Annotated in this window: 2 pseudogenes; both read left to right on the top strand. The window is 28.8% G+C overall.

Going from position 1 to position 2,705, the window contains the following annotated elements:
- A pseudogene (locus RAC86_RS37610) lies at positions 1–379 on the top strand (glycosyl transferase family A); the annotation flags it as partial.
- Between the two features lie 125 nt (positions 380–504).
- Positions 505–2,705 (top strand): annotated as a pseudogene (locus RAC86_RS37605) (bifunctional glycosyltransferase/CDP-glycerol:glycerophosphate glycerophosphotransferase); the annotation flags it as partial.

Genomic DNA, 2,705 nt, shown 5'->3' with positions numbered 1-2,705 from the left:
AAATACAGAAACTCTTGAAAACATAAAAAAAGAAAAAGTACCACAAAGTTCATGTACTGTTACTTCGACCAAAATAAAAGGGCTTAAACTTGAATTAACAGGACACTTTATTAACCAGTATTATGAGATGAAAGAAAATGACAGATTATATATAAAATATTTTAATAGATTAAAAGTATGTAAACGAAAAGAACTGAAAAAAACAATTGAAGTATGGGGATATAAATTAAGAGATTTTAGACATGCTGGTTTTGTTGTAGAAATACCGATTTGGGCCCTTGCATTTGACTTTGTCCTAAAAACACCAAATGATGCTTTAGAACTTAACCATGTAAACGTATTTAAAAGTTTTCTTACAAAGACTTTAAAAAACAGGTAAGGAATCCTTTTCATACATTTTACTAAATTAATTATGTGTTTTCAAAAATTTAGCACTCTAATTGTTTTTACTTTTATTTACCCGGATTCTTATTCATATAAACATTTTGTTAGGAGTAATCTTTTATGAACGAAAAGAGTTTTAATTATGATTTCAGTGTTATAATGCCGATTTATAATGTTGAGTTGTATCTAACTGATGCTATAGAAAGTGTCATTAACCAGACTGTAGGTTTTGAGAATATTCAGTTAATACTTGTCAATGACGATAGCCCTGATAAAAGTGAAATCATTTGTGAAGAATATGCTCAAAAATATCCAAATAACATTGTATATGTAAAGAAACAGAATGGCGGAGTGAGCAGTGCGCGAAATTATGGATTAAAGTATGCTGAAGGTAGATATATTCAATTTTTGGATCCGGACGACTTAGTTTCAAAAGAAACATTCGAAAATGTTTTAAACTTCTTTAACCAACATAAGAATGAAATTGATATTGTAGCAATCCCTATTTTTTTTGAAGAAGGAAGAACTGGAGAACATAATCTAAATAATAAGTTTTCTTCTACAAGAATATTGGATGTGGAAAAAGAACCACATCATATATTAACTCATTGCTGTTCTACATTTATAAAAAAAGATGCCTTGAAAAATATCAGGTTTGATGAAAATTGTAAAATAGGTGAAGATGCCAAACTAGTTAATTTAATTATATCGCAAAGGAAAAAATATGGTCTGGTTAAAGAGGCAAAATACCATTATAGAGTTAGGGAAGATGGATCATCTGCCATGCAGACTGCTAAAGCAAATAAGAATTGGTTTAACCATTCACTTATCACTTTCTCCAAGAATTTAATTGATATCACAAAAAACCATGAACAAAAAATACCTTTGTTTCTTCAATATATGGTTATGCATGATTTGAAGTGGAAATTATTGATTAAGGATATTAGTGAAACACCTTTAGATGAAAATGAATACCGCAAATTTTTAACATTGATTCGAGAAGTATTATCGTATATTGAAGACGATGTGATTATTGAAACAAAAAGTGTCAGCCATTTCTATCTATATCATGCTTTAAAAATAAAACACGGTGAAAATTATAGTAGGTATGTATATGAAAGAGAAACTGAACAGGATTATTATTTATATAGAGAAGGTAAAATCGTCTCGAAATTATCGGATCAAACTCTAACTATTGAGATTTTAGAAGAAAATGAGGATTCTATTCACATAGAAGGTTTTTGGAGCTCCCTGTTTAATTCTAAAGGTTTTAATTTTTATGCTAAAATTGGAGAAACAAAAATAAAAGCAAAGAATATAAAAAGACAGCATAATGATTAAATAAGTTTAGGAGAAGTAATAAAAAAATATCCTGGTTTTTCTATAGATATTCCCAAAAGCCATCTTACAGATAATCACCATATTGAATTTTTTATAACTAAGGGTAAAAAAAGGAAAATGACAAAACTTCGCTTCTTTAAGTATTCAGGTTTGTCAAATGATCTATATAATTCTTATGCAGCTAAAAAAGATTATATCTTTTATTATAATTATAAAAAATTAATGTTCGAAAAAAACAATGTTAAAAATAGATTTATAAAAGAGTTTCGTTTCTTAAAATCCCTTAATAAATCAGGAGGTAAATCAAAGAAACGAAAATCAGCTATTAAGAAGGCTATGCTGGCAAGAATGGCGCACCATGTTTTCACTACTTTTAATAGAAAACCGGTATGGTTATTCATAGACAGACAAGATAAAGCTGATGATAATGCCGAGCACCTCTTTAAATATGCAATCAACAAGAATGATGGGGTGAAAAAATATTTTATAATAAAAAAAGATAGCAAAGATTACGACAGAATTAAAAAATACGGAAAGGTTATACCATACAGATCTTTTAGACATAAAATTTTAACCTTATCCTCTTCCAAGGTAATATCGACACATGCAGATATATGGGTTGTAAATCCATTTTTTAATATGGAGATTTATTTTAGAGATTTATTTAATTTTGAGTTTGTCTTTTTACAGCATGGGATAACAATGGCGGATCATTCTGAATGGTTAAATAAATACAGCAAGAATATCAAATTATTAGTCACTTCAGCGAAACCTGAATATCGGTCTATTGTGAAAGGGAATTACAATTATAAAAAAGAAAATATCTTTCTGGGTGGATTTCCGAGATACGACAATCTTAAGAAGAGTGAAGGGAAACAGCAGCTTCTAATAATGCCTACTTGGAGAAAAGATATTGTATTACCTAAAGATCAGGCAAAAGGAGTAAGACCGTACAATCCGAAATTTAAAGATAGTGAATA

This window comes from Bacillus sp. LR_5 (genome assembly GCF_042709275.1).
Note: the sequence above shows the minus strand (reverse complement) of the source record. Positions and strands in the feature narration are given on the sequence as shown.